19 protein-coding genes and 2 tRNA genes are annotated in these 26,090 nt (G+C 46.7%); 12 read left to right on the plus strand and 9 right to left on the minus strand.

Going from position 1 to position 26,090, the window contains the following annotated elements; genetic code table 11:
- Positions 1-16: 16 nt before the first annotated feature.
- The 4 genes from MD536_RS04625 to MD536_RS04640 all read left to right on the plus strand — a co-directional run bounded on the left by MD536_RS04625 (position 17) and on the right by MD536_RS04640 (position 6,782).
- Positions 17-838 carry an SAM hydrolase/SAM-dependent halogenase family protein gene (locus tag MD536_RS04625; protein WP_239596233.1) on the plus strand — a complete coding sequence of 274 codons (822 nt, stop codon included), beginning with the start codon at positions 17-19 and terminating at the stop codon, positions 836-838.
- Positions 839-923: 85 nt separating this feature from the next.
- Positions 924-3,962 carry a glycosyltransferase family 117 protein gene (locus MD536_RS04630; protein ID WP_239596234.1) on the plus strand — a complete coding sequence of 1,013 codons (3,039 nt, stop codon included), beginning with the start codon at positions 924-926 and terminating at the stop codon, positions 3,960-3,962.
- A 120-nt stretch (positions 3,963-4,082) separates the two neighbouring features.
- Entirely contained in the window at positions 4,083-5,180 is a 1,098-nt protein-coding gene (locus MD536_RS04635) for a vWA domain-containing protein (protein ID WP_239596237.1), read from the plus strand.
- A gap of 63 nt (positions 5,181-5,243) precedes the next feature.
- Positions 5,244-6,782, plus strand: a complete 1,539-nt coding sequence (locus tag MD536_RS04640; protein WP_239596239.1) for a sigma 54-interacting transcriptional regulator — start codon at positions 5,244-5,246, stop codon at positions 6,780-6,782.
- Here MD536_RS04640 and MD536_RS04645 read toward each other — a convergent pair.
- Both MD536_RS04645 and murB read right to left on the minus strand, forming a co-directional pair.
- Complete coding sequence (locus MD536_RS04645; RefSeq protein ID WP_239596243.1) at positions 6,743-7,654, minus strand: hypothetical protein; 912 nt, start codon at positions 7,652-7,654, stop codon at positions 6,743-6,745. The two genes, MD536_RS04640 and MD536_RS04645, sit on opposite strands and share 40 nt — an antisense overlap.
- A 48-nt stretch (positions 7,655-7,702) precedes the next feature.
- On the minus strand, positions 7,703-8,728 hold the full coding sequence (murB, locus tag MD536_RS04650) for a UDP-N-acetylmuramate dehydrogenase (RefSeq protein WP_239596245.1): 1,026 nt from the start codon (positions 8,726-8,728) through the stop codon (positions 7,703-7,705).
- A gap of 22 nt (positions 8,729-8,750) precedes the next feature.
- Here murB and MD536_RS04655 point away from each other — a divergent pair, with 22 nt between their 5' ends.
- Positions 8,751-9,434, plus strand: a complete 684-nt coding sequence (locus MD536_RS04655) for an NAD(P)H-binding protein (protein WP_239596246.1) — start codon at positions 8,751-8,753, stop codon at positions 9,432-9,434.
- Here MD536_RS04655 and priA read toward each other — a convergent pair.
- Genes priA through MD536_RS04670 form a run of 3 tightly spaced genes read right to left on the minus strand, consistent with a single transcriptional unit; the run spans position 9,409 to position 13,046 of the window.
- On the minus strand, positions 9,409-11,901 hold the full coding sequence (priA, locus tag MD536_RS04660; protein WP_239596247.1) for a replication restart helicase PriA: 2,493 nt from the start codon (positions 11,899-11,901) through the stop codon (positions 9,409-9,411). The two genes, MD536_RS04655 and priA, sit on opposite strands and share 26 nt — an antisense overlap.
- A complete protein-coding gene (locus MD536_RS04665) occupies positions 11,901-12,650 on the minus strand; it encodes a lysophospholipid acyltransferase family protein (protein WP_239596248.1) in 750 nt (249 codons plus the stop codon). Before MD536_RS04665 ends, priA begins: the two co-directional genes overlap by 1 nt.
- 12 nt (positions 12,651-12,662) lie before the next feature.
- Positions 12,663-13,046: a DUF4258 domain-containing protein gene (locus MD536_RS04670; protein ID WP_239596249.1), complete on the minus strand. Its 384-nt coding sequence runs from the start codon at positions 13,044-13,046 to the stop codon at positions 12,663-12,665.
- 30 nt (positions 13,047-13,076) lie between these two features.
- On the opposite strand from MD536_RS04670, the gene mtaB reads away from it, so the two are divergent.
- From mtaB to aat, 5 genes are all read left to right on the plus strand, one after another.
- Positions 13,077-14,351 carry a tRNA (N(6)-L-threonylcarbamoyladenosine(37)-C(2))-methylthiotransferase MtaB gene (mtaB, locus tag MD536_RS04675; RefSeq protein ID WP_239596250.1) on the plus strand — a complete coding sequence of 425 codons (1,275 nt, stop codon included), beginning with the start codon at positions 13,077-13,079 and terminating at the stop codon, positions 14,349-14,351.
- A gap of 89 nt (positions 14,352-14,440) precedes the next feature.
- Positions 14,441-14,515 (plus strand) — tRNA-Val (locus MD536_RS04680).
- Positions 14,516-14,525: 10 nt separating this feature from the next.
- A tRNA-Val gene (locus tag MD536_RS04685) sits at positions 14,526-14,600 on the plus strand.
- Between the two features lie 58 nt (positions 14,601-14,658).
- Entirely contained in the window at positions 14,659-14,958 is a 300-nt protein-coding gene (locus tag MD536_RS04690; RefSeq protein ID WP_239596251.1) for an ATP-dependent Clp protease adaptor ClpS, read from the plus strand.
- 1 nt (position 14,959) lies between these two features.
- A complete protein-coding gene (gene aat / locus MD536_RS04695; RefSeq protein ID WP_239596252.1) occupies positions 14,960-15,610 on the plus strand; it encodes a leucyl/phenylalanyl-tRNA--protein transferase in 651 nt (216 codons plus the stop codon).
- A gap of 1 nt (position 15,611) precedes the next feature.
- On the opposite strand, the gene MD536_RS04700 is transcribed toward aat, so the two are convergent.
- Both MD536_RS04700 and MD536_RS04705 read right to left on the minus strand, forming a co-directional pair.
- A complete protein-coding gene (locus tag MD536_RS04700) occupies positions 15,612-16,343 on the minus strand; it encodes an esterase family protein (RefSeq protein ID WP_239596253.1) in 732 nt (243 codons plus the stop codon).
- A gap of 297 nt (positions 16,344-16,640) precedes the next feature.
- Positions 16,641-17,951 carry an exonuclease domain-containing protein gene (locus tag MD536_RS04705; RefSeq protein ID WP_239596255.1) on the minus strand — a complete coding sequence of 437 codons (1,311 nt, stop codon included), beginning with the start codon at positions 17,949-17,951 and terminating at the stop codon, positions 16,641-16,643.
- A 184-nt stretch (positions 17,952-18,135) separates the two neighbouring features.
- Here MD536_RS04705 and MD536_RS04710 point away from each other — a divergent pair, with 184 nt between their 5' ends.
- The gene (locus MD536_RS04710; protein ID WP_239596258.1) at positions 18,136-20,838 is read left to right on the plus strand and encodes a valine--tRNA ligase; all 2,703 of its coding nucleotides are present in this window, start codon (positions 18,136-18,138) and stop codon (positions 20,836-20,838) included.
- Positions 20,839-20,841: 3 nt separating this feature from the next.
- Positions 20,842-21,477, plus strand: a complete 636-nt coding sequence (locus MD536_RS22030; protein ID WP_317208104.1) for a phosphatase PAP2 family protein — start codon at positions 20,842-20,844, stop codon at positions 21,475-21,477.
- Positions 21,478-21,479: 2 nt separating this feature from the next.
- On the opposite strand, the gene MD536_RS04720 is transcribed toward MD536_RS22030, so the two are convergent.
- Together MD536_RS04720 and MD536_RS04725 are read right to left on the minus strand one after the other, a co-directional pair.
- Positions 21,480-23,249, minus strand: a complete 1,770-nt coding sequence (locus MD536_RS04720) for a glycoside hydrolase family 9 protein (protein ID WP_239596260.1) — start codon at positions 23,247-23,249, stop codon at positions 21,480-21,482.
- A gap of 34 nt (positions 23,250-23,283) precedes the next feature.
- Positions 23,284-26,085 (minus strand): TolB-like translocation protein, encoded by a 2,802-nt coding sequence (locus tag MD536_RS04725; protein ID WP_239596262.1) that lies wholly within the window; start codon positions 26,083-26,085, stop codon positions 23,284-23,286.
- Positions 26,086-26,090: the final 5 nt, after the last annotated feature.

Raw genomic sequence — 26,090 nt, forward strand, 5'->3', positions numbered from 1 at the left:
CCTTCGCAAACTGTTCATGGCGGTACTCACACTTACATCCGATTTTGGCACCCAGGATTACCTGGCAGGCGCAGTCAAGGGGTTGCTCCTGAGGATCGATCCTTCTTTCAACCTGGTGGATATCAGTCATGGTATTCGACCTTTCAACTATCCGCAGGCAGCTTATATCTGCAGAAATGCCATCCGTCATTTTCCTGAATTGTCGTACCACTTAATACTGGTCAATCTTTTTGAGCGCAGGAACAGTCACCTTTTGCTGGCGTATCATAAGAACCAGTATTATCTCTGTGCCGACAATGGCCTGCTGCCCATGATCCTGGAAGAAAAACCGGAACTGGTGATCGGTCTGCCGATGGATCCACAGATACAGGGGCATACCCTGCATTGCATCGAAGTGTTTGGTAAAGCCATCGCGGCACTGAACCGGGGCGAACGAATTACGGATATCGGAGAACCTGATTTTCCTTACCTGGAGAAGAATCCACTCAAGCCCCTGCTACAGGAAAACACTATTGAGGGACAAATTATCTATATTGATCAGTTCGAAAATGTGGTGGTCAATATCACCAGGGAGCAGTTTGAAGCCCAGAGAAAAGGAAGGGGATTCACGATTCTCTTCAAACGCAATGAAACCATCGAACGCCTCTCCAATAACTATGCAGATGTGCCAGAGGGAGAAAAGCTGGCGCATTTTAATGCGGCGGGTTACCTGGAGATATCTATCAATAAAGGCAATGCAGCCGGGCTCTTTGGTTTGCAGGGCTATGGTGAGCAAAGCCAGAATACCTACCTGCAAAACCGCCTTTTTTACCAGACAGTCAGGATTTTCTTCCAATAACAACTATTTTCACAAATTTTTGGGCCGTGGCGGCTTTTAAAAGCATTTACTTTAATTTGCCACGCCTTGTATAAACCAATGCTGTATGAATTTTAAGAAAGTGAACAACCTTGCCGGCTGGGTCATCTGCGCAATTGCCTGCACCGTGTACCTGCTGACAATGGAAGCCACCGCCAGTTTATGGGATACCGGTGAATTTATTTCGAGCGTTTATAAGTTACAGATCCCGCACCCGCCCGGAGCTCCCCTCTTTGTATTGTTGGGTCGCATTTTCGTTGTGATCTTTGGCGGCAGTAATCCTGCCATTGCGGTAAACATCATGAGTGCCCTGGCCAGTGGATTTACCATTCTCTTTCTTTTCTGGACCATTACCCATTTTGCGCGCAAACTGGTGGTAACCAACAACGCTGAACCTACCGGTCAGCAGATCTTTGCCATCATCAGTGCCGGTGCTGTAGGTGCCCTGGCTTACACTTTTTCTGATTCTTTCTGGTACAGCGCCGTGGAAGGGGAAGTATATGCCCTCTCCTCCCTGTTCACTGCCCTGGTATTCTGGGCCATCCTGAAATGGGAACACAGTGCCGATCAACCAGGTTCAGATAAATGGATTGTATTCATCTTTTTCATGATGGGTCTCTCTATTGGCGTACACCTGCTAAACCTCCTCACCATTCCTGCGATTGTGATGGTGTATTATTTCAAGCGCTATCAGCCAACTGCCTGGGGAACATTCTGGGCCTTTATAGTAGGCTGTCTGATCACCGGTTTTGTACAGGTGGTAGTAATTCAGTGGTCGGTGAAAGCTGCCGGCTGGTTTGATATCCAGTTTGTAAACGGACTGGGAATGCCCTTCTTCTCTGGTTTTATAGCCTTCTTTATACTGTTGAGTGTATTATTCTATTATGGTCTGTACACCGCAAAGAAGAACCATTGGAACTTCCTGCGCCTTGGTATCTGGTGTGCGATCTTCATGTTGCTGGGTTACAGCAGTTATGTAACTACCATGATTCGCTCCAATGCCAACCCTGCAGTGGATATGTACAATGTGGACAACCCGCATTCACTGGTAGGTTACCTGGGTCGTGATCAATATGGTGATTTTCCTCTTTTATATGGACAAATGTTCACCGCTTCTCCAAAGGATTACGCGGAGACCAAGAAAAAATATTCCAAAGGGAAAGACAAATACGAATTCATTGGATATGATATCAAACCGGTATATGCCAATGAAGACAAGATGTTGTTCCCGCGTGTGTGGGATGCAAGTAACGACCAGGGACATGCGGATTTCTACCGCGACTGGCTGGGACTGGCAGATGGTGAAAAACCCAATATGGCCGACAACGTCAGCTTCTTTATGGGTTACCAGATGAACTGGATGTACTGGCGGTATTTCATGTGGAATTTTGCCGGTAAACAAAATGATGTACAGGGCTTCACTCCAACCAATGTGCGTGATGGTAACTGGATTTCGGGTGTGTCCTTTATTGATAACTGGCGCCTTGGCAACCAGGATGCCATGCCCGAAGCCTTGAAAAACAACAAAGCCAATAACAAACTTTACTTCCTTCCCCTGATCCTCGGCATCATGGGATTGATCTACCAGTATTTCGCCAACCGCAGAGATTTCATTGTGGTGGGATTGCTGTTCTTCTTTACCGGCATCGCCATTGTGCTCTACCTGAACCAGGCGGGCAACCAGCCAAGGGAGCGGGATTATGCTTATGTGGGATCCTTCTATGCCTTTGCGATCTGGATTGGTTTAGGCGTATTGCAGGTGCGTGAGTGGCTGATGAAAAAATCAGGTGAGCGCATTGCAAATATGAGTGCTGCCCTGGTATGTTTGCTGGCAGTACCAGTACTGATGGGCTTCCAGGAGTGGGATGACCATGATCGTAGCAAAAAAGTATTGGCCCGCGACCTGGCGAAGGATTACCTGGAAAGCTGTCCGCCTAACGCGATACTCTTCACTTATGGCGATAACGATACCTATCCTCTCTGGTATGCCCAGGAAGTCGAAGGCATTCGTCCGGATATCAGGGTAATCAACAACAGCCTGTTGGGCATCGACTGGTATATCAACCAGCTTCGCTATAAAGTGAATGAAAGTGATCCGATTGATGTAATCTGGTCAGAAGATCAGATCAGAGGCCGCAATCGTGATTATGTGATCTATAATCCACGTCCCGATGTAAACCAGGAGCGCTTCTACGACCTGTATGATGTAATGAAGAACGTGGTAGGAAGTGAGGATCCTGCATTCAAAGTAGCCCTTACCGGCGGAGAAAACATCAACTACCTGCCTGCCAAGAAATATGTATTGCCGGTGGATGAGCAGGTGGTGCGTTCCAATGGAACCGTGAATCCTGGCGACAGCGTGGTAACAGCAGTACCGGTGATTATTCCCGAGAACAAGAATACCCTGCTGAAAAATGACCTCGCGATCCTGAATATTATTGCAGCCAACAAATGGAAGCGCCCGATCTGCTTTACAGCACCGTATACCGCTTCTGAACTGGGCTTCGGTAATTTCATGCGCAAGGATGGATTGACCTATCGCCTGGTGCCAATCTCCAACAATACCGGTTTCAATACCGACTGGATGGTAGACAAGTTGAAGAACAAGTTTGGATTTGGAAGCGCTGATATTGCCGGGGTGTATTTTGATGAAGAAAACCGTCGCCATTTGAATACCATCCGTGCTGCATATGCAGACGGAGCAGGTGCATTGGCAGATGCGAACCGCAAAGACGAAGCCAAGCAGTTGCTGGATATGGCGGATAAGGGAATCCTGCAGGAAAATATGCCCTATGCTATGCCAAGCAGAAGCAATCAGCACAACTATTTCACCTTCCGATTCCTGGAAGCTGCTTACAAAGCCGGACATACAGCACTTGCTGATAAAGTATCCAAGGCGCTGCACAGGGATTTCGATCAGCAGTTGAAATACTATGCGCAATTGCCGGATCGCAAGCAGGAAGGCATGCGTAATGAGATTGCCGGTGCACAGCAACTGGTTCAAATGCTGCAGATGCTGGAGAACAATTACAAACAGGGATCTACTGTTCAGCCATCCATTGAATCTGGTGGTACTATTGGGCAGCCGCAGGACAGTTCAAAGTAATACATACAACTATCTTTGCATACGAAGGCCGCCTGGAATTGGGCGGTCTTCTTTTTTAGGCGGCATTGCTAACTTTTTAGGTTATAAGTTGTAATTTATACTGGAGGAGATCAGATAACTATGAAAGGATTCAAGTTTAGTGGGTTCCGACCTGACGAACAAGGCAAAACTACCTTCGACACACTCTTAAAATTATTTCTGGAGCTGCTGACCTATACCAGTGGTGATGTAGGAGAAGCCTTGCAATGGCTCAATCAACTCGACCGGCAATACGAACTTACAAGTGAAGAATATGGGATGGGTGATTTTATTGAGGACCTGAAAGCGAAAGGATATATCGATGAAGACCCCGCAAATGGCAATATCAAAATCACGCCTAAAACAGAACAGGGGATTCGAAAGAAATCACTGGAAGAAATCTTTGGTAAGCTGAAGAAAACCCGCCAGGGCAATCACAACAGTTTCAAAACCGGTGCAGGAGATGAGGTGAGTCCGGATACCCGCCCCTTCCAGTTTGGCGATATGCTGGAGCAAATCGATTTTACGGAAAGCATCCGCAATGCCCAGATCAATCACGGGGTGGAATCTTTCCAAATGAGGGAAGATGATCTGCAGATCCGGGAAACGGATTTCAAAACACAGACCTCTACGGTGCTGATGATTGATATCTCCCACTCGATGATATTGTATGGTGAGGATCGCATTACGCCTGCTAAAAAAGTGGCGATGGCACTCAGTGAGCTCATCACTACGAGATATCCCAAAGACACCCTGGATATTGTGGTGTTTGGAAATGATGCCTGGCCGGTTGAGATCAAAGACCTGCCCTATTTGCAGGTAGGCCCCTATCATACCAATACAGTAGCCGGATTGGAACTGGCGATGGATATATTGAGGCGTAGGAGAAATCCGAATAAGCAGATCTTTATGATCACAGATGGCAAGCCTACCTGTTTGAAGGTGGGTAGGCGTTATTATAAGAACAGCTTTGGGTTGGATAGAAAGATTACAACTCGCTGTCTGAACCTGGCTGCGCAGTGTAAGAAGTTGAAAATTCCGATCACCACTTTTATGATTGCATCGGATCCTTATCTGCAGCGCTTTGTAAATGAGTTTACAGAAACCAACCAGGGGAAAGCGTTTTTTGCTTCGCTGGATCATTTGGGAGCGTTTTTATTTAAGGATTTTGAGAGTGGGAAGAGAAGCATTCTGAAGTGAGAAGTATGAAGTGAGAATTTAGAAGTAAAACAAAAGCAATTAAGAACATTGAATTAAGGAAAGATGAAAAATATTACAAGCATAGCAACATTAGGAGAATTGAGGAAGTCGGGGTATAAGGCGAGGTCGGTGAAGGAGGAGATCAGGGAGAACCTGATCAAACATATCCAGGCGGGCACACAGCCATTTGAAGGCATTATCGGGTATGAGGATACGGTGATACCGGACACAGAGAGAGCCTTGTTGAGCAGGCATAATATATTGTTCCTCGGCTTACGCGGACAGGCCAAGACCCGGATGGCGCGGCAGATGGTGAACCTGCTGGATGAATACATCCCCACCATTGCGGGATCTGAAATCAATGATGATCCCTACGCGCCCATCTCCAAACATGCAAAAGATCTGATCGCGCAGCATGGAGAGGAAACCCCGATTCACTGGGTGCATCGCTCCGAGCGGTATGGTGAGAAACTGGCTACGCCGGATGTGAGTGTGGCTGATCTGATTGGAGATATTGATCCGATTAAAGCTGCTAACCTGCGACTCAATTTCGCAGATGAACAAGTGATCCATTATGGTATCATTCCCAGGAGCAACCGGGGCATATTTGTGATCAATGAAATCCCGGATTTACAGGCGAGAATCCAGGTGGCACTTTTCAATATTTTGGAAGAAGGAGATATCCAGATACGTGGATTTAAACTGCGCATGCCACTGGATATCGTGTTTGTATTCACAGCTAACCCCGAGGACTATACGAACAGGGGATCTATTGTAACCCCCTTGAAAGACCGGATTGAAAGCCAGATCCTGACCCACTATCCGAAATCCATCGAAACTTCTATGGCCATTACAGAGCAGGAAGCGGACGTGAAAGAAGAGCAACTGAAGAAAGTGGAGATCAGTGATATGGTAAAGCGGATCATTGAGCAGGTGGCATTTGAAGCAAGGAATAATGAGTATGTAGATAAGAAAAGCGGGGTGTCAGCCCGCCTCACCATAAGCGCCTTTGAAAATGCGATCAGTGCTGCTGAGTTAAGAGCCCTGGTAAACCAGGAGAAAAAGACACAGGTCTGGATGAGTGATCTGCTGGGAATCATTCCCTCGCTCACCGGAAAAATCGAACTGGTGTATGAAGGAGAGCAGGAAGGTCCTTTCCAGGTGGCAATGAACTTATTGGATAAATCCATCCGTACCCTATTTGTTCAGTATTTCCCTAACCCGGAAACAATGAAGAAGAGAAGGAATACTGGCAAGGAATCCATGAAAGAGGAAGAAAATCCGTATAAAGCTATCACTCGCTGGTTTGATAATGGCAACCAGCTGGATCTGTTTTTCCAACAGAAAGATGCAGACAAACTGTTACGGTTATACGCAGTAGACGGGCTGCATGCACTGGTGAAAAAATTCTATCCCAAGGCCAATGAAAAAGAAAGCGCCTTGCTGATGGAATTTGTCTTACACGGATTATCTGCTTACTCCCTCATCAGCAAAAAGATCATTGAAAACAAAATTGAATTCAAGGATCTGATTGGTTCCATGGTGAACCTGGGAAGTAGTTCTTACCGCGATGATGAACTGGACAGTGAAGATTTTTCCTGACCTAATAAGATACCAATCCGGAACCCGGTGTTGAGTGCCAATGCCGGGGCTTTTCCAAGCTTGATATTGGTATAATGGTACGCAGCATATTCATCTGCGTAGGAGTTGTAGCTGCCGTTGTCATTGACATTGTCAAACCCATAACCAACACCAAAAAACATATCCAGCACAACCCGGTCAGCAACTACCCACTGTTTGCCAAATTCCATCATCAAGGTGCCATAAACAAGTGTGCGGCGATCTTTTTCAACACTGTTGTTTTTCTGGACAATAATGTTTTCACTGTATGTTCCGAGATAGGCAACCGGTTTGAAATAGGAACCCTGAAGAATATGCGCGTAGCGAATGTTACGGTTGAGGAAATCCGGAGTTTTGATGAATTTGTAACCAAATCCGACTGCAGCACCAACTGCACCGCGACGGTATTCCATACTTAGACCGGTAACAGGATCATAGTAATAATCATCGAAGGAAATATTTTTACCAAGACCAATTAAAGACAAACTCATTTCAATGGAGCGTCCAGGTGCCTGGCTTTTTTCATAGGTCAGTAAAGTGTGACCAAAAAGCGGGGAGAGAAAATTCAGTTTGAGGGCGGATTTTTTCTGATCAGCGTAGAGGGATGGATCTTTCAATTGCTGGTGATAGGTTTCTACTCTGCCATTGGCGAATACAATCTTTATCAGCTGGATTTTTTCGATGGCATAAACCGGTCCGGTTGGGTCTTCCTGCAACAGGTATTTGACTTCGTCTACACCTACTTCCGTTACTTTAGCGGCAATAATCTGACCATCTTTTTTGAAAATGCGATCCTGGGCTTGCAGGGCAAGGCTTCCAAGTAAAAAAGCGAAAAGGATAAGGCAGGTTCTCATCGTTTTTCTTTGCTTGACCAAAGAACCTGTTTGACTGCTGCATCTGCTTTAAATAATATTTACTTCTCTCTCCAGGATAACACCGAATTTGAACTCCACACTTTCCAGGATTTCCTGGCTGAGGTTAAAGATCTCATCTCCTTTGGCAGCGCCATGGTTTACCAGCACCAGTGCCTGCTTATCATGACAACCGGCATCGCCTTTGCGATAGCCTTTCCAGCCGCATTGTTCAATCAGCCAGCCGGCCGCCAGTTTTACAAAACCCTCTTTAGCGGGATAGGAAACGATTTGAGGGTAATGGCCTCTCAACACTTCAAATTTTTCCTGGCTGATCACAGGATTTTTAAAGAAGGAACCTGCATTACCAATCTGTGCCGGATCAGGTAATTTGGAACGCCGGATATTCATAACGGCCTGGGCTACGCGCTGAATGGTAATTTCGTGAACGCCCATTTTTTCCAGTTCCTGTTTGATGGCACCATATTCCAGGTGAAAGATGGGGTGTTTGCGTAAGCGAAAGGTAACAGAAAGTATGATAAACTGATCGCGGTAGCGGTTTTTAAATACACTGTCGCGATACCCAAATTCACAATCCAATGCGGTGAAGGTATGTACTGCTTTATCCTGTTTGTGATAGGCTTCGAGGTCCCAAAACACATCTCTTAACTCTACGCCATAAGCACCAATATTCTGCATGGGAGAAGCCCCCACTTTACCTGGAATGAGGGAGAGGTTTTCCAGTCCCGCCCAGCCTTTGTTAATGCAATACTGCGTAAACTCGTGCCAGTTCTCCCCTGCTCCTGCTTTGATATAGACATATTCTGCATCTTCGTGTACTTCCTCAATGCCGCGGATCTCATTGCGCAGTACCCAGCCCGGCCAGTTGTGGGTGAAGAGGATATTACTGCCACCTCCCAATACCAATACGGCCTGTTGCGAGAGCGGAGTTTGTTGAACCTCATAGAGGATTTCTTCCAGGCTTTCGGTATCTTCAAAGGCCGCGAGCCACCGGGCGCTGGCATCGATTCCGAAGGTATTGTATGGTTTCAGCGAACTATTTTCCAGGACTTTCATATAACAATAATACACCAAAGGTATGAGCAGAAAAGCCTGTTTGTTAGGAGCAACCGGATTAATTGGTCAACATCTTTTGCAACTCCTCCTGGAGGATATTTATTATTCGGAAGTGCATGTGCTGGTGCGCCGATCGCTGAACCAGCAGCATCCCAAACTGGTGGAGCATGTGATCGATTTCAGTGTGGTGTCGGAGTACCGGCCTGCCATCCAGGGAGCCGAGACCCTCTTTTGTGCGGTGGGAACTACCCTGAAAAAAGTGAAAGGAGATCGGGAGGCATATCGTAAAGTAGATTATGATATCCCTGTGACGGCGGCTACTGTGGCTGCGGAATCGGGCGTGTATGGATTCATCCTGGTTTCTTCTATAGGGGCCGATGCCAATAACAACAATAATTTTTACCTCAAGTTAAAGGGAGTGGTAGAGGAAGCTGTTTCCAGGCTGATGATTCCCCAGGTACATATCTTCCGGCCCTCTTTGCTATTGGGCCAACGAAAGGAGAACAGACTTGGGGAAAAAATAGCGCAGGTGTTGGCGCCGGTATATTCTCTTTTTATGGTAGGAAGCTGGAAGAAATACAAGCCCATCAATGCATCGGTAGTGGCGTTGGCTATGTTAGAGTCGGCCAAGTCTGGTGGTAAGGGAATATTCATTCACGAATATGAAAGCATCCTGAACTTTACAAAGGATCTACATCCGGAATAACGGTAACCGATTTAAACGGAGGCTGCTGGTGCAGGTGTGCAGTTAAGAGTTCAATCTGTTCCTTGCAGTGTTGCAGCAATCCCGCTTCCTTGGGTAATTTGATCACCAGTTCCATGCGATATTGATTGCGTACACGGTTTACAACCGGGGCAGCAGGGCCAACGAGGTACTGTCCAAAATGAGGGTTGAGCCAGTTGGCCATTTGGTGGGCAGCCTGTCTGACTGTATTTTGATCTTTGTGCCGGAAGCTGAGCTGGATCATGCGACTGAAAGGCGGGTATCCAAACTGATGGCGGTTGTTCAGTTCAAATTCTGCAAAGGCTTTGTAATCGTGTTGCTGAACCAGCAATAAAACAGGATGCTGCAGGTTACGTACCTGGATCAGCACCAAACCCTGCGCGCCCTTTCTGCCAGCTCTCCCACTCACCTGTTCCATTAACTGGAAACCTCTTTCATTCACGCGGAAATCAGCAAAACCCAGGATGGCGTCTGCATCCAGGATACCAACAAGGGCTACTTTGTCGAAGTCGAGACCTTTTACCACCATTTGGGTACCTACCAGGATATCAAGCCGGTGTTGCTCAAAAAGCTGGATGAGCGCATCATGTGCATGTTTGCCCTTGACGGCGTCCACATCCATACGGGCAATTCTCGCTTTGGGAAAGATTTCCTGCAGGGTTTCTTCAATGCGTTCGGTACCAAAATTCTGTTGGGTGAACTGGTGGTTGCCACAGGCTTCGCAAACTGAAACCATTGGATAGGAAGTACCGCAATAGTGGCAGACCAGTTTGTTCTGAATTTTATGAAAGGTTAGGGATACATCGCAGTTTTTACAATGGGGAATCCAGCCACAGGTTTGGCAAACCTGGTAGGGAGAATACCCTCTTCTGTTTTGGAAGAGAATGACCTGTTTGTTTTGCTGGATGGCCAGTTCGATGGCTTCCTGCAATTGGGGTGTGATAATCGGTTTGGAGCGATCAGGCGTATAGACCAGTTTGGTATCCACCAGTTGGATTTCTGGTAGCTGGATATCACCGTAGCGCTGGGAAAGTTCTACGAGTCCGTATTTCCCATGCATGGCATTGTAATACGATTCAAGAGAAGGTGTGGCAGAACCCAATACCACCCGGGCATTAAAAAGGGAGGCAAGATAAATAGCCGCGTCTCTTGCATTGTAGCGAGGGGCAGGATCCTGTTGTTTGTAAGAAGGATCATGTTCTTCATCACAGATAACGAGTCCCAGTTCCCGGAAAGGCAGGAAGATGGCGGAGCGTGCCCCCAGGATAATCCTGGCTTCTCCTGATTTCACTTTGTTCCAGAGTTCAAGTCGTTCACTGGAATTGAACTTACTGTGATAGATCACAATATAACCGCCGAAATAACTTTGGAGTCTGCGTATGACCTGGGCCGTTAGTGCGATCTCCGGCAGCATGTACAGTACCTGTTTGCCCTGAAGCAGCATCTCTTCCATCAGTTTGGTGTAGAGCAGGGTTTTACCGCTGGAAGTTATGCCTCTTAACAGGCAGACCTGTTTATGATTGAACTGTTCGCGTATGGAATGCAGGGCGGTTTCCTGTTGTTCGCTAAGGGTAAAAGGAATCTGGATGTTCTTAGGAAGAGTTGCGAGTCTGTCTACGGACCGGCTTTCTGTCCAGAGCACGTTTTTTTCAATGAGTCCCTTTAGCTGTGCACTGCTGGCTCCGGATTTTTTCAGGAGTTCCGATTGCTTCACCTCTCCTTCAGTTTTGAGCAGGTGGAGATAAGCGAGCAGGAGTTCCAGTTGTTTGGGAGCGCGGCTCCAGGAATTCATCAGTTCAGCCAGTTGTTCTTCCTGCTGGAATTGAGGCTGCAGGTGAACATAAGTTTCTTTCTTTTCCTTGTAGGTATGTTTGAGTTCTTCCCAAACAAAACAGACCTGTTTTTCGAGCAGGCGTTTGATGACGGGATACACATGAGTGGCATCCAGAATTTGCTGAACTTCCAGCAGTTTTAATTCCTTGCGCAGCAGCAGGGCTTCGGCTACGAGGAATTCTTCATCGTCTAGATCCAGGTGGGAGAAATCTTCTCCTATGGTTTCATTAAAGAGCAGGATGGTTTCACTGCTGAGTTTAAAATGCGTAGGAAGGGCAGCCTGCATCACTTCTCCTTCTGAACACATATAGTAATCGGCAATCCATTCCCAGAAAGCCAGTTCCTGGAGAAAAACAATAGGGGCATCATCCAGTACATTCAGGATGGGTTTGGGGTCAAAGGAGGCAGGCGCTTCCTGGTGAACCCTTTTTACAATGCCGGCGTATTTTTTATTCTTTCCAAATACCACTTCAACCCGCACACCGGGTTGTACAGCGGCAACCAGTTCCGGGGGCACTTTCCAGGTAAAGTTTTTGGGAAGGGCAAGCGGAATCAGCACCTCTACGAAGTGCGTGGGTGTGGAGGAAGGATCTATGTCTGTGAAAAGAGAATCCACTAGCTAGCATTATTGGTATAGCGAAGCAAACCTGCTTCCATCTGGTTGTACACAGCCTGCTTCAACGCTTCCTGGTCTTGTTGTGAGTAGGCACTTACATCAACCATGGGCAAATATACAGCGCGGCATTTACCCGGACTCAGGGAAAACACCGACTTATGATGCAGTCTTTTCACGGTATCGGGAAAGATAATGGGCTGGATAGGTGTATTGGTTTCCAGGGCAATCCGGAATGCGCCATCGTAAAAGGATTTGAGTGGCGCATCTGATTCATTAAACGTGCCTTCGGGAAAAATAAAAATGGAGATGCCTTGTCGAAGTACTGCTTTTAAGCGGTTCACAGATTTTTGTCTTTGTTCCGGATTTTTTCGGTTAACCATGACTACCGCATTTCGATACACGAAACCGAAAATTGGAATGCCTGCCATCTCCTGTTTGCCCAATACCCGGATGGGTTCCCGGAGGATTTTTACAATCATCGGGATATCCATATAGGAAATATGATTGGCCACAAAAATGCAGGGGCGTATTTCTGATTGTTGTTGTTCATGAATGATTTTGGTATGAATACCGATGAGGAAAAGCCAGGCATCGGCCCACCAGCTGCAGACTTTATAAATCATATTCCCGCCCTTGATCTCTCCCAAAAGGGAAGCAATAAAAAACAGGGGCAGCAACAAGAGCAGGAGGATAACAAAAAGCAAAAAACCGTAGACACTATAAATGGTTTGCAGGATCTTTTTAAGCATGGGGTTCAGGCATTAATAACAGGAACAGCGGTGATCTTTATCCAGGTCGATGCAGGTAACCAGCTTGAGCGCAGACTGACAATCGGCCACTACTACGCGGATATGTTGGTTATCCTGGCTGGAATAGCCTTCAATGGCATAGGTGGGACAGGGTTTATCAGCCGGGTCGGATTTCTGCTGGTTGATCCTGCCCTGGAGGATGATTTCCTTCACTTCAGCCTCTGTGATCTGGCGGCAATCCATCCGGCAACGGCCATGTTTGGTATAAACGAGTTTGGTGATTTTATTCGCAAATCGGTTATTTTCAGTGGGTTGTGAATTGTTAGTCCGGGTTAAAAACCAGCCGGCCAAGAGCAGCAGCGCAAGAAGGAAATAAAGGATCGGGGCTTTCCGCATGGGGCCAAATCTACGTATCTTTGCGGCCCTATGGCCGAAAAAAGATCAGTGGCATTTCATACACTCGGGTGTAAACTTAATTTTTCAGAGACCTCAGCGATCAGCCGGTTGATGGAGAAGGAAGGCTTTGTCAAAAAAAACTTTGATGAAGCAGCCGACGTGTATGTAATCAATACCTGTTCGGTAACGGATAATGCGGATAAGGAATGCCGGCAATTGGTGCGCCGGATCCAACGCCGGGCACCTGAAAGCATGGTAGTGATCACGGGCTGTTATGCGCAGTTAAAGCCCAAAGAGATTGCTCAGATTCCGGGGGTGGATTTGGTGTTGGGAGCTGCTGAGAAATTCAATATTGCGCAACACCTGGAGGCGCTGACCAAATCGGACCAGGCTAAAATCTGCAGTTGTGATATAGAGGAAGTAAGTGGATTCAATGCCTCCTGGTCGGTCAATGATCGCACGAGGACCTTTTTGAAAGTGCAGGATGGATGTGATTACAGTTGTTCCTTCTGCACCATACCTATGGCAAGAGGAAAGAGCCGGAGTGATTCGATTCAGAATGTATTGGAAAATGCAAAGAAGATTGCATCGGAAGGAGTGAAAGAAATCGTGTTAACAGGTGTGAACCTGGGTGATTTTGGAAAGGGGCCGGATGGAAATAAAAAGCACGAAGAAAGTTTTTATGAACTGGTTCGTGTGCTGGATGAAGTAGAAAGAATTGAACGGTACAGAATCTCTTCCATAGAACCGAATCTGCTGACCAATGAGATCATTGAATTTGTGGCAGGCAGTAAAAAGTTTATGCCGCATTTTCATATACCATTGCAAAGCGGAAGCAATACACTACTGGCGCTTATGCGTAGGCGTTATAAAAGAGAATTGTATGCAGACCGGGTGCAGCGGATCAAGACATTAATGCCGCATGCTTCTATTGGAGTGGATGTAATTGTCGGATTTCCTGGAGAAACAGAAAAGGAGTTCCAGGAAACATTTGATTTTTTGCATGAACTGGAAGTGAGTTACCTGCATGTGTTTACCTATTCTGAAAGGCCGAATACGCATGCATTGGAGATAAAACCGGTGGTGCCTGTGCAGGTGCGCAATGAGCGGAATAAAACCCTGCGCAACCTGAGTTACATGAAGCAGCAGTATTTTCAACAACAACATAGTGGACAAAAAAGAAAAGTATTGTTTGAGGGGCATGCAAAAAACGGGATGATGGAAGGATATACAGATAATTATATCCGAGTAGCAACACCGTATCGGGAGGAATGGGTGAATCAATTGGTGGAATGGTCGCTTTGATTTTATAAAAACTGCGAAAAAAATTTTGCGGAAATCATTCAGCCCTTATCTTTGCAATCCCGTTAAACGACGGGTTGATCTTTTCAGAAGGAAGCATAGCTCAGCTGGTTCAGAGCATCTGCCTTACAAGCAGAGGGTCCGCGGTTCGAATCCGTGTGCTTCCACATCCCTTTCGGGAGCATAGCTCAGCTGGTTCAGAGCATCTGCCTTACAAGCAGAGGGTCCGCGGTTCGAATCCGTGTGCTCCCACAAAAGAAGCCTCGCATTTTTGCGGGGCTTTTTTATTTTTACAGTAAAGAATCGATCTATGTTCAATTACAAAGAAGGTCAGGAGCATGAATTCAAGGTGGAGGTGGATGTACTAACAGATACCGGAACGCCCTACCAGCTGATTGTATGGAACGATGAAGTAAACACCTTCGACTGGGTGATTGAAACCCTTATTTCGGTATGCGGACATACACCTGAGCAGGCCGAACAGTGTGCCCTTTTTATTCATACCAAAGGCAAATACGCAGTGAAAAATGGTGAATACGAAGAATTGAAAACCATGTGTGATGCCATTACTGAAAGAGGCATTGGTGCTACTGTAGAAATCACAGCCTGATATGCCTGTTTTCCTGCTGGAAGAAGCACTGCTATTTCCCCCTGTGGAGTTGGCAAATGAAGATGGCCTGTTGGCGGTTGGGGGTGATTTATCAGTAGAACGATTGCTGCTCGCCTATCGTTCCGGCATCTTTCCATGGTATGATGAAGGCCCAATCCTGTGGTGGAGTCCGGATCCCCGATTTGTATTATTTCCTGCTGAATTAAGGATTCAGAAAAGCATGCGGCCCTACCTGAACCAGCCCAAATATGACTATCGGTACAATACTGCTTTTCGCCGGGTAATTGAATCCTGCGGGAAAGTGCCACGCAGGGACCAACCGGGAACCTGGATCCAGCCTGAATTAATTGAAGCGTATACGCGACTGCACGAACTGGGTTTTGTAATAAGTGCGGAAGCCTGGGAGCAGGGAGAGCTCGTAGGTGGCCTGTATGGCCTGCGGTTGGGGCCTTTTTTCTTTGGCGAAAGCATGTTTTCATTGAAACCTAATGCCAGCAAATTTGCCTTTATCAAACTGGTGCAGCAATTGGCAACGGAAGGCATAGAGCTGATCGATTGCCAGGTGTATACGGAACACCTGGAGTCGTTAGGTGCACGAATGATTCCCCGGGCTGAATTTATTCAACTGCTGAACCGGGGACTCTCTTCCTGAATTAAAACCGCGTACCCAGGTAATGGGGTAACATCTTGCGCCAGGTAGGCCAGTCGTGGGTCATGTCTGATCCCCAGATATCCAGTTCATACCAGATACCCTTATTATAAAGGATGGAAGCCATGCTACGAGCTGCATCAGGCGCTTCATGTGCTCCACTGCCGGAGAGCAGGTGGATATGATGACTGGCGCGGATCTGTTCCAGGATGGCATGATCGGTGAGGTTGGGCATATAATGAGCCGGACTGTTATAATAAACATCTTCATCAAAATAGCCCTTGGTGTATTCCGTCAGGTCGTACACCCCGCTCATAGCAATAATGCCATTGATAAGATCGGGCCGCTTGAAAAAGAGGTTGGCGCTGTGCAGGGCGCCAAAGGAAGCGCCACAAGCGATAATGGGGGTATCAAAAGAAGTGTTCATCTTAATAAAAGGAACCACTTCATTGTAGACATAATCATTCCATTGCTGGTGGCGGATGGATTTATGGCGGGGATCCATCTCGTTATTCATCCAGCTTTCGCGGTTGATACTATCGATGGAAAAAACTTTCACTTTACCTGATTCAATAAAAGGGGCGATAGCATCAATCAGTTGGAAACGTTCGTACTCGAGGTAATCGGCTGCCGCAGTGGGAATCAGCAACAAGGCAAAACCGTAATGGCCATAACTGGCGATGGGCATTTCTTTTTGAAGCGCCGGACTGTACCAGGAGCTGAGCTCTCGTTTCATAAAGTCTGTTGTTTAAATGAAAATAAGCTAAAAATTTTCCGCCTGGATGGGGTAACACAAAAATTGGTTAAATCTGTTTAATTTATTATATTTAAAGGTCGCAATTAATTAAGCGATGCTTACCCCGGCCCGTTGAAACCTGAATCCACATCTAACATTTTTTGAAGGACTAAACGGTTAATTATGAAACGATTGTTCGATTTGTCACAGGCAAGCACTGCTAAACTGGTGGTAATCGTTCTTGCTCTTTACGCAGCCATAGCAGTGGTTACTTTTGTGGTTTGGAGCAGCTAATAATCACTCTTCCAACGGGATACTGATTCGCGATCCGGAAGAGAGCGACTGATAGAGTAGCCCCCTGATAAAGTCATTATCAGGAGAGGGGGAGATCTTTTCCTTAAAGGAATCCAACCGGTTTCCAAGTGCATAGGGATCTTCCAGGTAACCCATTCCCCAAAATTTTCCTTTTTCCAGCAGGTATACCGCGTAGCGTTTGGTGAAATAATGATCTTTTTCAACCAGGGCAACGGTGGGGAATTGTTGCTGGTATTCTTCTATGGCACGCGTCAGGTATTGATTGTATAGAACGGGCTCCTGTAATTCCAGGTTGCCTTCCTGTTCCACTTTTTCTTTTACGCGGCGAATAAATTGGTGCCCTTCCTGCAACCAGTTGAAGGTGTGCAGGGCCGGTAAATTGGTTCGCTTTTTTTCAATCACCAGTTGCATGAGGCCATGCCTGTTTTCATAACAATAGAGTCCATACCGATGGTGATATTTTTTCTGGCTCCGGTTGAAAGGAGGCCAGAGCTGCCGGATTTCCTGGCTTTCCAGGATCAGTGCCATGAGTTCACTGGCACAGGTCGTGAACCGGATATGATGCACCTGGCGCATCATATCCTGCTTTCGTTTGCCTTTATCGTTGTTCGAAAAATGCGTGCGTACTCTTTTGTTCAGGTTCACGGCCTTGCCTACATAGAGCACCTGCTTTTTGGCTGATTCAAAATAATAGACACCAGGTCCCTGCGGCAATTGGTCCAGTTCTTCCACCGGTAAATTGGGAGGTAAAAACTGTTCCGCATTTTTTCCCTTAGTCATAGCCGTTAGGATCTTTCCTTCATCGGCTTCTACCATGCGTGCAAAGAGAATACTGGTGGCAGCAGCATCTCCTTCTGCCCTATGCCGGTTTTCAATCGGGATAGACAAGGACCTGCAGAGATTGCCTAAACTATAACTGGCGAGACCAGGAAACACCTGTCTGGCCAGTCTAACAGTGCAGAGTTTTTTTGATCGCAACGGGAAGCCGGCTTCAGCTAGGTGGCTTTGCACAAAGGAATAATCAAAGTTCACATGATGCGCCACGAAAATCCGGTTCTGCAGCAGGTTGTGAATATGTGGCGCAATGCTGTCAAAAGAAGGTGCATTGATCACCATTTCATCTGATATGCCGGTAAGTGCTGTGATGGCACGGGGAATTGGCCGGCCGGGATTAATCAGGGTACTATACCTTCCCTCCTCTTCCCTGCCATTGTGCAGGATGATGGCAATTTCGGTGATGGCATTGCTGGAGGCAAAGCCGCCGGTGGTTTCTATGTCGACGATGGCGAACATGTGAGATGTGAGATGTGAGACGTCAAACGTGAGACGTGAGACGTCAAATGAACACTCAAATTTAGTATGGACACCAAACATAAACAAATTAAATACTAAAAATTTTAGTAGCGTAAAGGAGGGCTTAGGTAGCACGGGTAGCTTTTCTTATTTTTGCGACCCTGCACGAAAGCAAGGCAAGCATATGGAATTGACTAAGAATTTTATGACCGCGGAAGCGGAGGCCAAGTGGACCCAAATTTGGAAGGATAAGGCGTATTTCACCAGCAAACCGGATGAGCGTCCGGCCTTTACGGTGGTCATCCCCCCTCCCAATGTAACGGGAGTATTACACATGGGTCATACGCTGAATGAAACGGTGCAGGATATCCTGGTTCGCAAAGCCCGGATGAGTGGTTTCAATGCCTGCTGGGTGCCTGGTAGCGATCATGCTTCCATCGCCACTGAAGCCAAAGTGGTACAGATGCTCGAAAAAGAAAAAGGCATCAAAAAGGCAGATCTGAGCCGGGAGGAATTCCTTCGTTATGCTTTTGAATGGAAAGAAAAATATGGTGGTATCATCTATAACCAGATCGAGCGACTGGGATGCAGTGTGGATTGGAACCGGGTGAGCTTCACCATGGATGATCATTATTATAAAGCTGTAATTGAAGTATTTGTTGATCTCTATAAAAAGGGACTTATCTATCGTGGTGCGCGTATGATCAACTGGGATCCATCTGCCAAAACAGCGTTAAGTGACGAGGAAGTAGAATACAAGGATATCCAGGGCAAATTGTATCATGTTTGTTACCGGCTGGAAGCTGCAGATGGTCAGCCTTTGGAAACTTTTGCCGGCAAAGGAATTGTTATCGCAACACAAAGACCCGAAACCATTATGGGAGATACGGCGATTTGTGTGAACCCTAACGATGAACGTTATGCGCACTTGAAAGGAGCTTTTGCTTATGTGCCCCTCATCAACCGGAGAATACCCATCATCTTTGATGAATACGTAGATACAGCCTTTGGAACCGGTGCACTGAAAGTGACGCCGGCACATGACATCAATGATTACAACCTGGGATTGAAACACCAGTTGGAAGTGGTTGACACCCTGAATGCAGATGGCACTTTAAGTGAAGCTGCACAGATTCATATAGGTGTGGATCGCTTCAAGGCGCGTAAACTGGTAGTGGAAGCATTGCGTGAAAACGGGCAGTTGGTGAAGGAAGAAGAATACAGTACCAGGCTGGGTTACAGTCAGCGTACAGGTGTGGTAGTGGAACCGCGGATCTCTACCCAATGGTTTGTACGCATGAAAGAACTCGCTGAACCTGCTTTGAATGCAGTAGTAAGTGGTGATATCAGAATACATCCGGGCGATAAGTTTTTAGCTACCTATAAATACTGGCTGGAAAATGTGAAGGATTGGTGTATCAGTCGCCAGTTGTGGTGGGGACAACAAATCCCGGCTTTCTATGCGCCCGATGGAAGTTTCCAGGTGGCAGCAACAAGAGAGGAAGCCTACCAGGCATTTGTACAATCCAATGGTGCTGTAAGTTTCAGTGCGGAAGATTTGAAACAGGACGAAGACGTACTGGATACCTGGTTCTCATCCTGGTTGTGGCCAATTGAAGTTTTCAATGGAATTACGGAACCCGGTAATAAAGAAATCCGATATTACTATCCGACATCTGTGTTAGTAACCGGCCAGGATATTATTTTCTTCTGGGTAGCGCGCATGGTGATGGCAGGTATGGAATACGAGAAACAGATTCCTTTCCGCGATGTGTATTTCACCGGCATGGTTCGTGACAAGCAGGGACGTAAGATGAGTAAGAGTCTGGGTAACTCACCAGATCTGCTGGAGCTGATTGATAAGTATGGAGCAGATGCCGTTCGATTTGGAATTATGATCTCCTCTCCTGCCGGAAATGATTTGCTCTTTGATGAAGCGGCGCTGGAGCAGGGAAGGAATTTCAACAACAAAATGTGGAATGCGCTCAAACTGATCACGATGTGGAAAGATCGGGAGAGCTTCCATCCGGATAAACAAACTGAGCAGTTTGCGAGTATGAACTGGCCCAATGCCTGGTTCCGCAGCCGGTTAAACCAGGTGCGTGCAGAGGTGGATCAGTTGATGCAGCAGTTCCGCCTGAGTGAAGCATTGAAAACCATTTACTCCCTGGTATGGGATGATTATTGCAGCTGGTACCTGGAATGGATCAAACCAGGAGTGGATGAGCCGGTGAATGCATGGCACCTGCAACAGGCCATTGCATTTTATGAAGAGCTGGTGCAGTTGTTGCATCCCTATATGCCATTCATTACGGAAGAAATTTATCATTTGCTGGCGGATCGGAAAGAGGGAGATGAACTTTGTGTGCGACAGTTTCTTCCGTTAGACGCATTGCCAACAGCAGCAGCAACTAAATCGGAGGTAAGTTTCCTGGCGGAAGGCGAATTGCTAAAGCAGGTAATCAGTGGCATTCGGGATCAGCGGAATAAGGCACAGCTCAAGCCAAAGGAAAGCATTCGCTTGTTTGTGAATACGACCCAGACGGAATTGTTTAATACGATACAGTCGATCTTATTGAAGCAGGTAAATGCTGCATCCATTGGTTATGTTTCGGAAGCGGTACCACAAACCATTGCTGCGGTAATTGGGAAGGATCAGTTTTATATTGAATCAGAAAAGCCAGTGGATACAGGCTTGCAGAAAGAAGATTTGCAGAAAGAACTGGATTACCTGAAAGGATTTGTAGCCAGTTGCGATAAGAAACTGACCAATGAACGCTTTGTGCAGAATGCGAAACCTGAAGTAGTTGAAATGGAGAAGAAGAAAAGAGCCGACGCGGTTGCCAAGATTGAAGTATTGGAAACCAGTCTGGCGAATTTAACTTAGTGTATGAATAATCGTATTTGGAAACAGGTAGTGTTGCAACTGGGTTGCTGGCTACCTGTTTGTCTTTTTGCCCAGGCTCCTGCATTTGATCGCTCAACATTAGTGGAGCTGGCGGAGCATCGAAGGCATGAACCGCTGGAATTCCAGCAATTTATTTCCAACAGCACCAACTGGATCAGTTTGGGAGTACCGGCGGGATTGTTGATAGGCGGACAACTTTCCGGAAACAAAGACATGAAATTAGCTGTCTGGAATGTGGGCAAAACAATTGTGATTTCAACCGGGATTACAGCTGCTTTGAAATTTTCTGTGAATCGAAACCGACCCTTTAATGAGTATCCTGCAGATATTCCAAAAGCGGGGGCAGGTGGCAGTCCCTCTTTTCCATCCGGACATACCTCCCAGGCATTTGCAACTGCTACAGCACTCTACCTGGAGTATCCCAAATGGTATGTGGCGGTTCCAGCCTTCGGTTGGGCATCCGCGGTAGGTTATTCGAGGATGTATTTAGGTGTGCATTATCCTACAGATGTGCTGGCAGGTGCCCTGGTGGGCAGTGGATCTGCATTGCTCAATCGGCAGATCAATCACTGGATTCACAAGAAGCCGCAACACACGGAACATGTGGTTCATTTTTAAGTTCAGGGCTTTGCGAACTTCAACTGCGATTCAAGCGCAGCTAACAAATAGATAAGAGATGCTGTTCCATCCATGGTAGGTTCATTGGTGGAGTAATCACCATAATCATCATGATACACTACCAGGGAACTTTGGAAAGGCGCATATTCATCCTCGTTAAATAATTTGATACCGATAAGGTTACCATAGATGGAACCATAAACAGGTCCGTCTACCAGTCCGCCATCTATGGGATAATTTTTCAGATGTGTAAAAGCGGAATGCGGATCCACGGGTGTATCACCCCAGGAAGGCAATCCATACACCATGCTGGTGCCCCAGGGATTCATGCCAAAGAGCCAGTCGATATTGGCTTGCGTGAGTGCATCGTATTTGGCATCACCGGTCAGTTGTTTGTACCAGATACCCTGGATGGCGAGTGAAGTAGTCAGGTTATTACTGCACCAGATAAAAGGTACGCCCCGGTGGAAAGCGTTTTGTTTTGCTTTCTGCCAAACCGATTCGAGTCCCTGTTGGTAATAAGATAATACAGTTGCGCGCTCTGTCCCGGTTGCTCTTTTGGCCAGTTCAAAATGTCCCAGGTTGATAAAAGGATACCACTGGTAATGATGCGCGGTATCTTTTCCCAGCCAGGGAGTGATGGGTTCCTGTTGCGCATAGGATAACGCATCAGAAAGTTTATTGAGTTGGGCGGCTGCCAGTTCCATATCATCAACCCAATTATCTTCTGCATAGATATAAGGAGCTTTTACAGAAGCAGTTTGTGTAACCCCAGGTTTGATCAGCGCGTATTGGTAGGCGGTAGTAGCTTTTTCAGTCAGCAGCTTACTGTAGGATAGGTTGTTATGCTGAAACAGGGTTGCTCCCAATGAAAAAGCAGAAGAAAGTTTGGCGGCGGTGGAAGAAGTGCCTTTTGTATTATTCAGGAATTTTCCTCTTTGTTGTGGTTCACCATTGATAAAATATACCGGGCGTTCATAACCTCGGCCATACTGGCTGTCAAGAGCTGGCATTCTTAATGAGATATGATCACGGTCATCGGCGATCTGGTTGAACATCCAGTCTGGCCGCGGGTGCATTTTAAGCAACCAGTCTAATCCCCATTTGGCTTCATCCATCACATCCGCAATTCCATTTTTGCCATCGAGTCCGTTTGCCTGTTTGGAATCAGTGAAGGCAGTTGGAAAATCGCGATAAGCCATCAGGAGATGATAGGTAGCATTGGCGGAGGTGGTGGCATATTGCAGGTAATCCGTGGCATCATGCCAACCACCAACAACATCAATATGGGTGCTGTCGGGCATGGGACCATACAGCGTATAACCATCCCTGGTATGGCAACTGTCTTTCAGGAAGGGATTGAAACCGGTACGTTGCTGGCGCATGTAACGCAGGCAAAAATCAGCGCTTCCTTTATACGCCGTATCGGAAATTACAAATTCCGGTGAGCGGGCCTGCCCTGCTTCCAGGTAATAACGGCCTGGTTTTTTAAAAGCAGAAAAGTTCAGGCGATAGGATTGTTGAAAGGGACCATAGGCACCGAATGCAGTGCCGGCTTTACCGGTAAAGACTTTTTTTCCGGTAGCCACATCCACCAGTTGAAAAGTGGAGATCGATTGATTTTCTTTGGATGCCCATACAGCAGCCTTGGTACCCTGGGGAAGATAACCGAGTTGGTTGATCCGGATCCAGCTGGTTGGATTGGACTGTTGGGTGGCCATCCAGCCAATAAAAAGCAGTGCAAGGGGCAAAAGAAAAAGCAATCGTTTCATACTGGAAGCTTTGGGGGATTGGGCAAAAGAAAGACTAAAATACTGAAAATTGCTTCTTTTTCTCCTGTACTGATTTGCCTGCCCCGGATGGGATCAGGTTAATAGGCAGAATAAACTGCCAGCGATTGGAGCCCATACCACCCATGCGATCGGGATCTAACAGGTAGGCATAGCGAATACCAAAGCTAACAGGTAACTGGTTCCACCACCGGGTATCAAAATAACATTCGAGTCCGGTTGATCTAAAATTAATCCAACCGGATTGCCTGAACAGTTGCGGATCTTTTGCCCTGGCCCAGTCGAAGTAAGCAGCTGCCCGCACGCGAAGCAGGTAGACAATTTGTGCGAGTCCGGCATCCGGATAAGCAATCGGGAAATGGTAACTGATTCCACTGCGCTGCATGCGGAACAGGTTGAGGGTTTCATATCCCCGTGCAAAAGGGAAATTATTGCTGAATCGAATACCTGGCAGACTATCGCGACCACCAATTGCCCAACCCAGCACCAGGCTGTGATTGCGTGCGAATCCCGGGAAATACTGATTACCGGCAGCTAACCATTGCCGTGAGGAGTACCGATTAATGGCATTTCTGAATTGTATGCGAATGGTACCGGCCCACTTGGGAAAGATCTGCTGTCGGGCTTGCTGTGATTGAATAGCAAAAACCAACTGGTTATTCAGGTAGGAATAGGAACGATTGCCCAGGGAATCTTTTTCCGGTAACCGGAACCAGGGTTGATTGAAAACAAAATCGGATGAAACAATAAGGGAACTGAACTGCCTGCCGCTGCTCAGGTTCAGGGGCAATTGTAAACCGGCAGTTAGTTCCAGTTCATTCCAGCGGATGGTTCGATTGCGAAAAAGGGCCTGCCGGTTGAAGGTGTAATCGAAACCTGCCCGGATATAAGGAAAGAAACCACCAAAGACCGACTGGACGCCCAACCTGGTAAAGCCTTCATTTCGGTTGTAGGTGGCAGATAGATTGGTCTGGAAATTATTCAACAAGTTTTGGGAGTGGGCAGTCAGACTGAATTCAGGTTCCTCGTACCAGGGTGTCCAGCTATGAAAATTTAAAAAACCACTGATATTTTTATAAGGTTTGATTTTCAGGGATGTATCTGTTTGATAACTTAGAAAGGATATAGGTGCCTCATTATATTGAGAACCTTCCTGCTGAATCATGGGCAGGGCCAGGACTTGTTCTGCAGGAATCCATTCCTTTACTGTAACAGGATTTGTATTTAGCTTATAGCCATGCGCTGTAAACTGCATGCTGGTGAAGGCCTGATTAAGTACAGTTGGCTGGTAGTTGCCCGTAAGCCGGTTGACGGTTTCCAGCAAAGCCAGTTTGTCATCATGGTAGAGTACTGTCTGATCGCGGTTATTGACCGACATGGTGAAGAAAACCGAGTCGCCTACCGGCATAGGATAACCGATAATATGGTTGGACCAGTTAAAGAGAGCTTTGTGTTCACTGGTTACCAGGTCAATAGAATGAATGGTCATTTCTCCTTTTCGGTTCCTGCTGGCCGTTAGTACTGTGTTTTTAGCAAATCGGGGAAAGGAATAGATATAACCTGAATCATTCGGAAATTCTTTCAGCAGTTTCCCATCGGCAGTCAATAAATGAAGGGAGGATTTACCGGTCGCATCCTGCAGAACGGCAATAATGGAATCTCCGCTTGAGGAAAGCGCTGGCGTGAAATAAGTGGCGTGGGTGGTAATACGATCCTGTTTGCCGGATTGAATATCCAGCAATTTCAAATCTGAATAATCTCTCCATCCCCAGCGGGTATCAGGCTGGTATGCCGCATAGAGGATCTTACCATTGGCATAGGAAAAATAGGAATCCAGGCTTTGATCGCGCACGCGGATCTTTTTCTCCTCACCTGTTTTTAACCTCAAATAAAATGCAGGTAATTCAGCATAACTAGAGCGTAGATACAGCAAGTCGCCATTTTCTGTGTACACCGGATTTTCTTCATTGACAACCGGCTGAAACTTTCCGGTGTCCTGATTCAGTTCCAAGGCTTTCTTCCGAAACTCTTTGAATGTTATACCGCTATATTGATTAACCGCTTTTTGAAAAGGATAAAATACACCTTTCATGGCGGCAGCATCATTGCTTACTTTATCCCAGAAAAAAAGTCCGTATTGTTGTTGGCCATATTGAAGCAACAGGTAACCCAACTGGTAATGATTGGGGGTAAAATCGCGCAGGGATCCATTGCGCAGTTTCTGATACGAATACTGTTTGCCTGCTTCCTGAAGTGCATTCCAGGCATTGAAGAAAGAAGGCATACGCCCCCTGCCCTGCTCACTTAACAGGGTTTCCTGAAACACGGCATCCCCTTCAAAAAACCAGTCGGGGATGGTAATAGCATTCGCGAGTGCCTGTCCCTGTTGCCCTAACAGGAATCTGAAAACTTTTGCACCACCCCGGTTAAACCGAAGGTATTGTTGAAAATGTCGCTGCTCGTGCAGAGCCAGTTGTTCCGGCCAGTTCAGACTGCCCAACTCAAACCCATTGATGGGGGCAGTCATATACCATTCACTGCGCAGAGGTGCCAAAGCCACATACCCGTTTGATTGGGTGGTATGGTGTTGAAGTAGAACGGGGACTCTCCTGGTTAATGGAAAAGCAGCAGCACTGTCAATCTTATCCATGATAGAGGCCACGCGCAAGGCGGTGGAATCCCATCCGGTTGGGAAGATGACCTGGGTACGGGGCGACTTAATCTGTAACCAGCGCTGGTTAAGGGGATGGCCACCGAATTGCTGGGCATCAGCAGTTAAGAACATAAATCCGAATAAAAAAAGCAGTAGCCCTCGCATGTTGT

It is taken from the genome of Flavihumibacter cheonanensis, from assembly GCF_022352215.1.
GTDB classification, from domain to species: domain Bacteria; phylum Bacteroidota; class Bacteroidia; order Chitinophagales; family Chitinophagaceae; genus Flavihumibacter; species Flavihumibacter cheonanensis.

Coding starts and splice junctions, on each gene's coding strand:
- MD536_RS04670 (WP_239596249.1), bottom strand. CDS start 13,046: ATGCGGAAAGCCCCGATCCTTTATTTCCTTCTTGCGCTGCTGCTCTTG.
- MD536_RS04725 (WP_239596262.1), bottom strand. CDS start 26,085: ATGCGAGGGCTACTGCTTTTTTTATTCGGATTTATGTTCTTAACTGCT.
- MD536_RS04630 (WP_239596234.1), top strand. CDS start 924: ATGAATTTTAAGAAAGTGAACAACCTTGCCGGCTGGGTCATCTGCGCA.
- MD536_RS04710 (WP_239596258.1), top strand. CDS start 18,136: ATGGAATTGACTAAGAATTTTATGACCGCGGAAGCGGAGGCCAAGTGG.
- MD536_RS04720 (WP_239596260.1), bottom strand. CDS start 23,249: ATGAAACGATTGCTTTTTCTTTTGCCCCTTGCACTGCTTTTTATTGGC.
- MD536_RS04625 (WP_239596233.1), top strand. CDS start 17: ATGGCGGTACTCACACTTACATCCGATTTTGGCACCCAGGATTACCTG.
- MD536_RS04700 (WP_239596253.1), bottom strand. CDS start 16,343: ATGAAACGAGAGCTCAGCTCCTGGTACAGTCCGGCGCTTCAAAAAGAA.
- mtaB (WP_239596250.1), top strand. CDS start 13,077: ATGGCCGAAAAAAGATCAGTGGCATTTCATACACTCGGGTGTAAACTT.
- MD536_RS04655 (WP_239596246.1), top strand. CDS start 8,751: ATGAGCAGAAAAGCCTGTTTGTTAGGAGCAACCGGATTAATTGGTCAA.
- MD536_RS04705 (WP_239596255.1), bottom strand. CDS start 17,951: ATGTTCGCCATCGTCGACATAGAAACCACCGGCGGCTTTGCCTCCAGC.
- MD536_RS04640 (WP_239596239.1), top strand. CDS start 5,244: ATGAAAAATATTACAAGCATAGCAACATTAGGAGAATTGAGGAAGTCG.
- aat (WP_239596252.1), top strand. CDS start 14,960: ATGCCTGTTTTCCTGCTGGAAGAAGCACTGCTATTTCCCCCTGTGGAG.
- MD536_RS04635 (WP_239596237.1), top strand. CDS start 4,083: ATGAAAGGATTCAAGTTTAGTGGGTTCCGACCTGACGAACAAGGCAAA.
- MD536_RS04665 (WP_239596248.1), bottom strand. CDS start 12,650: ATGCTTAAAAAGATCCTGCAAACCATTTATAGTGTCTACGGTTTTTTG.
- murB (WP_239596245.1), bottom strand. CDS start 8,728: ATGAAAGTCCTGGAAAATAGTTCGCTGAAACCATACAATACCTTCGGA.
- MD536_RS22030 (WP_317208104.1), top strand. CDS start 20,842: ATGAATAATCGTATTTGGAAACAGGTAGTGTTGCAACTGGGTTGCTGG.
- MD536_RS04645 (WP_239596243.1), bottom strand. CDS start 7,654: ATGAGAACCTGCCTTATCCTTTTCGCTTTTTTACTTGGAAGCCTTGCC.
- MD536_RS04690 (WP_239596251.1), top strand. CDS start 14,659: ATGTTCAATTACAAAGAAGGTCAGGAGCATGAATTCAAGGTGGAGGTG.